At 73.2% G+C, this 6,000-nt stretch carries 6 protein-coding genes and 1 pseudogene; 3 read left to right on the forward strand and 4 right to left on the reverse strand.

The annotated features are described in order from the left end of the window. Positions 1-496 precede the first annotated feature (496 nt). From ACIBAI_RS02595 to ACIBAI_RS02605, 3 genes and pseudogenes are all read left to right on the forward strand, one after another. Positions 497-859, forward strand: a pseudogene (locus tag ACIBAI_RS02595) (DUF5753 domain-containing protein); the annotation flags it as partial. A gap of 6 nt (positions 860-865) precedes the next feature. Then, on the forward strand, positions 866-1,090 hold the full coding sequence (locus ACIBAI_RS02600) for a DUF397 domain-containing protein (RefSeq protein WP_399030588.1): 225 nt from the start codon (positions 866-868) through the stop codon (positions 1,088-1,090). Positions 1,091-1,140: 50 nt separating this feature from the next. After that, entirely contained in the window at positions 1,141-1,668 is a 528-nt protein-coding gene (locus ACIBAI_RS02605; protein WP_399030589.1) for a hypothetical protein, read from the forward strand. Between the two features lie 441 nt (positions 1,669-2,109). Here the strand turns inward: ACIBAI_RS02605 and ACIBAI_RS02610 are convergent, their stop codons facing one another. From ACIBAI_RS02610 to ACIBAI_RS02625, 4 genes are all read right to left on the reverse strand, one after another. Then, the gene (locus tag ACIBAI_RS02610) at positions 2,110-2,793 is read right to left on the reverse strand and encodes an O-methyltransferase (RefSeq protein WP_399030590.1); all 684 of its coding nucleotides are present in this window, start codon (positions 2,791-2,793) and stop codon (positions 2,110-2,112) included. A gap of 701 nt (positions 2,794-3,494) precedes the next feature. Further along, positions 3,495-4,337: an alpha/beta fold hydrolase gene (locus ACIBAI_RS02615; protein ID WP_399030592.1), complete on the reverse strand. Its 843-nt coding sequence runs from the start codon at positions 4,335-4,337 to the stop codon at positions 3,495-3,497. 184 nt (positions 4,338-4,521) lie between these two features. Continuing rightward, on the reverse strand, positions 4,522-5,010 hold the full coding sequence (locus ACIBAI_RS02620) for a DUF2267 domain-containing protein (RefSeq protein ID WP_399030593.1): 489 nt from the start codon (positions 5,008-5,010) through the stop codon (positions 4,522-4,524). A gap of 164 nt (positions 5,011-5,174) precedes the next feature. After that, positions 5,175-5,594 carry an Hsp20/alpha crystallin family protein gene (locus ACIBAI_RS02625; protein WP_399030594.1) on the reverse strand — a complete coding sequence of 140 codons (420 nt, stop codon included), beginning with the start codon at positions 5,592-5,594 and terminating at the stop codon, positions 5,175-5,177. Positions 5,595-6,000 lie beyond the last annotated feature (406 nt).

Raw genomic sequence — 6,000 nt, forward strand, 5'->3', positions numbered from 1 at the left:
TCGGCTTACTGCTTGGCACGGTCCGCCGATGGCGATCACATGGCGGCTGAAGCACCCGATCCCCGCGGATGTCTGGGCATACTCCGCGATCGCGGCCGGGTGAGGCTCAGGATCCTTCGCGCGCATAAACGGCGGACTCCGCCTCAAACCGCATCTGCGCACGATCAGGCGCCTCGTCCGTGTCGCGCCCGTGGGCTTGAAGCCAGTGCAGGACGTCTGCAATCACGTTGACTGCCGCGGTTTCGGTCACGACAGCGTGAAGCCAGCTACGCCCCTGCGGTCTGCAGGGGCGTAGCCGCACTGTAGAGGCGGAAAAGTTTCTCCGCCTTTTCGAGTGAAGGGCTTGAGTGTTCACGGCCGTTGAGCTCGCTCGACCCCGTGGCGAGCTCGCACCACGTCACTTTCCGATCGACGCGGAGATCGACACCCCACCGGTCGGCGAGGGCAGAGACGAGGGCCGTACCGCGCCCGCCTCAGCATCAGCGGTCGCCTCGAAGAGGAACCGCCGCGCATCTGGTGCATCATCGGCGAGGCGGTATTCCGTCGCCGCGTAGGCGGTCAGGCCGTGATGCGGGAACAGCTCCGGCACCTGCTCGCCATGGCGCAGCGCCCCCACGTCACGCTCCAGGTTCTGCCTTTTTCAAAGGGCGCCCACGCGGCAGCCGTTGACAGCTTCGCCGTGCTCCGCGGTCCCTCACAGGACCTGGACGTCGTCTACGTCGACTTGCTCAGCGGTGGCCTCTTCATGGAGAAGCCGAAGGAACTGGAGCGCTGCAGGTTGGCGTTCGAGTACCTCAGTGCACAGGCCCTCGACGTCGAGACTTCGACAGAGATCATCCACCGCATGAGCAAGGAGTGAGTCCCCATGGCCGCGTCCTCTACGCACCAGTGGTTCAAGTCCTCCTACAGCGGCGGCAACGCCACCGAATGCGTGGAGTGCGCCCACGTCTCCCACGGCACGCTCGTACGGGACTCCAAGCAGGCAACGGGCCCCGTCGTCCCGGTCGGGAGCGAGGCGTGGCGTCGCTTCGTGGGCGCGGTGGGTCGGGGCGGAATGCCCGCGGGGCTGGAAACGGCGTGTTCCACGTGAAACCGTATCCCCGCTGACACGACCGGAAGCCTCGGAAGGGCATCGGCACCATGACGCTCCTGGCCGAACACACCTGCACGACCACCCCGGGCCGCTGTGTCGTGGAGGTGTACGACGCGGACGCCTACCTCGGCGACGCCGGTGCCCTGGCCGCCGCCCGCAGGGAGGTGGTGGCCGGCGACGGCTACCACCTGTACCTGCTGAGCCTGCAGCCCGTCATGGCCGTCCAGGTGGTCGTCCGCGTCTGGGACACCCCGCCCGTTCCGCCGGGGGACGCCGAGGGGCACACCGCCGTCAGCCTGGAGTCCGAAACCGGCATCCTCGTGATCGGCCGGCTCGACCTCGGCCCCGCCGGCGAGATCGCCCTCCCCCGCCCCGGCGTCTACGAGGGCCACGCCTGGTGGCAGGGCCGCCGGGCGGCCGCCGACCACTACGGCGCCGCCCTGCGCCGGATCGCCGAGGACTCCACCGCCGACGTGCCGACCGGAGCCTGGGACGACCGCCCCGTCACCGAGCGCTACGTCCTCGATCTGGCCTGGACCCGCGAACCCGAACCCCTCGGCGAGGACGACCTCTGAAGCCCCCGGCGCCTGCCGGTCACGGGCCTCGGTCGGGCAGGTTCCCGTCACCTCCCAGGTTGGCGACGATGCGCCGCAGCACGTCGATCGTCGTCGCGAAGTCGGCCGGATCGACGCCCTCGTGGGCGCGGTCGAGGACCTGCGCGTTGCGGGCCTTCGCCCGGAGGCGGGCCGCCTCGCCCGGCCTGTCGGGGGTGACCGGCAGCTCCGGGGCGGGAGCGGCCCCCTCGACGGAGGTGGGGTCGGGCAGGAGGCCGGCGACGGCCGTGCGGGCGGCGCCGCGGCTGACGCGGTTCCGTCTTCTGCCTGGGCCGCGAGGGGCGGCCGATGTGCGGTCGGTGCCTGTTTCCGCACGGCGAGGCGTTGCCGATCCTCTGAATGCGGCGGAGCCCTCGGCGTGGCCGGGGGCTCCTTCGGTCCGGAACCGGGTGCGGAGCCGTGTCAGCTGGTTCGTCGGATGATGGTGAAGCCGTCCCAGCCTTTGGAACCCACGGTCTGGAGCGCGGTCGCCTCCAGCCGTGCGTCTCGTGCGATGTCCGCGAGAACCGTGCGCACGCCCTGGACGCGGTCATCGGGACTGTCGGGATCGGTGACGGCGCCGTTGCGTACGACGTTGTCGATGACGATCACGCTGCCGGGGCGGGTCAGTGCGAGCGATGCCTCCAGATATGCGGGATTGCTGGGCTTGTCGGCATCGATGAACACGAAGTCGTACGGTGCCGTGCCGTCCTTGACCTCCTTGACGAGTCGTCGCGCCGACTCCGCCGCGGGGCCGACGATGACATCGACGCGGTCGGCCACGCCTGCGTGTTCGAGGTTTGCCCGGGCGATGGCGGCGTTGTGCTCCTCCAGTTCGAGGGAGGTGACGTGGCCCCCGGCGCCGACGGCGCGCGCGAGCCAGATGGTGCTGTATCCGGCCAGGGTGCCGAACTCCAGCACCTTGGTCGCGCCGGACATCCGACACAGCATCGCGAGGAGTTTTCCCTGGTTGGGGGCCACCTCCGCCTGCGGCATCGTGGTTCGCCGACCGGATTCGCGGGCGTCGGTCAGCGCCTTGTCCTCGGGAACGAGCGTGTCGACGAAGTAGGCGTCGACCTCACGCCAGGCTCCTTCGGATTCATACACCGGTGTCTCCCCTGTTCGTGTGTCCTCTGCTTCCCGCGTGACCGGGCCTCGGAGCGGGCCCCTGGACCGCGGTGTCATCAGCTGATTCAACTCGAGAACGCAACCTCGGGACGTGTGAATGCGATCAACGGGGCGCCCGGTGGCCGGGCGGCTTCCGGCGCCGGGTGACCGTCCGCTCCGGGGCGCGTGGCGTGATGCAGCCGCAGACGGCGGAACGTCCGGCCCTGAAGGTCTGGGCGGTCTCCAGGGCGGGGTGCCGCGGCCGTGGAGCTGTCGTGCCTGCTCGGCCTGTTCGGAGTGAGCCGTGGCGGTCGCCCGCCGGCCCGGGCGGCGGCCGGGCCGGCAGCACCACCACGACACCCCCTCGGCCCTGCCCGGACGCCGCTCACGAGGAAGCCACCGCAACAGCGGAGACGGCCAGGGATGCGGCCAGGGACACGGCCCCGAACCGCCCTCGCGGGCGGGAGCCGGGCGGACGGAACGGCTCCGCGTACACGGACCGCAGGAACGAAACGGCCCGGCGGACACCCCCCGGTGGGACCCGACCCGTCACGTCAGCCCGTGCGGGCACCGCCGGGTGAGACCGGCGGCGAATCCGGCAAGACGCCGCGGGAAGAGGCGCGAGCCCGCGGGACGGGACGATTCGGGCCGCCGTGAGCCCCTGGGTCGCGCGGGTTCATGGACGCGCCGCCTCCCTGTCGTCAAGCGATCGCCCGACGGCGGGGAGGCCCGCCTGTGGCCGTCAGGAACCGCGCGATCTCCTCGTGCAGACGCCCCGGCTGGTCCAGGTGGACGTCGTGTCCCGCGTCCGGGACGAGGACGTGGCGGGCGGCCGGGCGGCAGGTCAGGGCCTTGGCGGTGTCCTGCTCGGCGAGGGTGCCGTGCTCGCCCCGGACGAGGAGGGTGGGGCTGGTGACGCGGGACCATGCGTCCCAGTACGCGGTCGTGGCCAGTTCGCAGACCGTGTCGATCATCGTCGTGCGGTCGAAGCGGGGATGCCAGCCGTCCGGCCGTCGTTCCAGGCCGGCCGCCCAGGCCCGGTGGCCCAGGAAGCGCCGGGCCTCCTCCGGGGACGCGAACGGGACCGGCCAGCTGTCCAGCCAGCGCGCTATCCGGTCCGGGAGCTCGGGGCTCGGGCCGCCGGGGCCGGCTTCCACGAGGACCAGGGACCGCACCAGGTGCGGGTGGTCCGCCGCGAGGAGCATCGCCGTGTGGCCGCCCAGCGACTGGCCGACGAGGGTGACGGGGGCCAGGGCGAGGTGCTCGATCAGCGCCACGGCGTCCCGTACGTGGCAGGCCCGGGTCACCGTGGCCGGGCGGCGGGTGCTCGCGCCGTGGCCGCGGGCGTCGTACGTCACCACGCGGTGGCCGTCGGCGAGGAGACGGGGCACCAGGTCGTCCCACTCGCCCTGGTGGCCCGCCAGGCCGTGCAGGAGGAGGACCGGGCCGGTTTCCGGGGCCGGGGGCGACGGCGTGTGGTCCCGGTGGGCGAGGCGGGTGCCGTCGGGGACGGTCAGGTGGCGGGTGGGGGCTGCGGTGTGCACCTTCCTGGCTCCCTGGCGGTCGGCGGCTTCTCCTGCCTGTTTTCCCCGCGGCGGCGGCTTCCACCGGCCGGCAGCGCCGCCCGGCGGCGACGGCCGCCGGGCGGCGGAACGAACCGGGCGGTGGCCGATCGCCGCCGCTCCCGCCGACGCCGCCGCTGTCACCGTCGCCGTCGCCGCAGGGGGGTCACGGCGCCGGGCTCAGGTCCGCGCGGCCGAACAGCAGGGCGTAGCCCGGGGGCAGCTGGGACAGGATGCGGGTCACCAGTTCGTCGCCGACCAGCCCGGGCAGGACGCTGAGCACCGAGCTGACGTCCCAGCGGGCCGTGGCGGAGGTGGCCCCCTCGATGCGGGCGGCGACCGAGTCGACGAATTCCGCCGCGCTCAGCTCGCGGGTCGCCGGGATCTGGGAGGCGACCACCCGTGCGGCCTCCTCGGGCAGTGCGGCGGCCAGGTCGACCCGTTCGTCGCCGATCACATGGCCGCCGAGGGCCGACAGGACGATGCGGGTGACCCGTTCGGCCTCCGCCCTCGTCGGGTACTGGCCGGCCTCCCGCACCTCCTCGACCAGGTCGGCCCAGTTCGGCCTGTCCGCGGGCGGCGGCGCCGTCACCGTCGTGGCCGTCGCCGTCCTGGCCGGCGTCGCCGTCGTGGTCGGCACCGTCGTAACGCTCATCTGCGGGGTCCTCCTCCGGGGTGCGGGTCGGTCCGTCGTGTCGGCCGGCGGCACGGGCGACCGCGTCCCGCAGGCGGGGGACGGTGCCTGCGGGACGCGTCTGGTGGGTGCGGCCGGCCGGTGGGCCGGGGCGGCCCTCACGCCGCCCCGGTGGTGCGGCCGGTTCAGCTGCCGAGCTGCTTGCGGCTGTCGCCGCCGGTGATCTGGATGCGGCGCGGCTTGGCCTGCTCGGCGACCGGGATGCGCAGGGTCAGGACGCCGGCGTCGTACGAGGCGTCGATGCGTTCCGTGTCGAGCGTGTCGCCGAGGAAGAGCTGGCGGGTGAAGGTGCCCGTCGGGCGTTCGGCGACGAGCATCTCCGCGCCCTCGGGGGCGGGGGACCTGCGCTCGGCGCGGACGTTCAGGACGTTGCGCTCGACGTCCAGCTCGATCGATTCGGGGTCGATGCCGGGGAGGTCGAAGTGGACGATGAAGTCGTCCCCGGACCGGTAGGCGTCCATCGCCATGGCGGACGGACGGGCGGACCCGAGGACCTGCTGCGCGAGACGGTCGAGTTCGCGGAACGGGTCCGTGCGCATGAGCATCACAGTTCACTCCTCTCTTCCAGGCGCTCTCCGTGCGATGCCCTACGGCTACTTCTTATATAGCTCGGGGGAGGAAACTTGACAACCCCCGACTCAGGTTCGTTCGCGGGGTGACACGGGCCCCCAGGGGGCGGGCCGGGCCCGCTGACCGGGGTCGGCCCCGGTGGCCCCAGGGGGAGCGGCATGCGGGAGGCGGGGATGGCGAAGGGACCCGGCGCGCCGGCGGCCGCCGGCGGATACGGCGTGGCCCGCCGGCCGGGCGAGCGGCGGCTCGGCGGGGCCGTACCGGTCGTCGCGGGGGGGGGCGTTGCGGCGCGGCAGCGGCGGCGGGCCGGCGGGGCCGGCCCACCCGGACGGGACGGCGCGGCGGCCCGCCCGGTCCGGGTGACCGGGCGGGCCGCCGCGC

Source organism: Streptomyces sp. NPDC051041 (genome assembly GCF_044456065.1).
GTDB lineage: Bacteria > Actinomycetota > Actinomycetes > Streptomycetales > Streptomycetaceae > Streptomyces > Streptomyces glaucus.

What these genes read in the sequence shown, in the direction of transcription:
- ACIBAI_RS02600 (WP_399030588.1), top strand. Translation starts at nt 866, where the DNA reads ATGGCCGCGTCCTCTACGCACCAGTGGTTCAAGTCCTCCTACAGCGGC.
- ACIBAI_RS02605 (WP_399030589.1), top strand. Translation starts at nt 1,141, where the DNA reads ATGACGCTCCTGGCCGAACACACCTGCACGACCACCCCGGGCCGCTGT.
- ACIBAI_RS02620 (WP_399030593.1), bottom strand. Translation starts at nt 5,010, where the DNA reads ATGAGCGTTACGACGGTGCCGACCACGACGGCGACGCCGGCCAGGACG.
- ACIBAI_RS02625 (WP_399030594.1), bottom strand. Translation starts at nt 5,594, where the DNA reads ATGCTCATGCGCACGGACCCGTTCCGCGAACTCGACCGTCTCGCGCAG.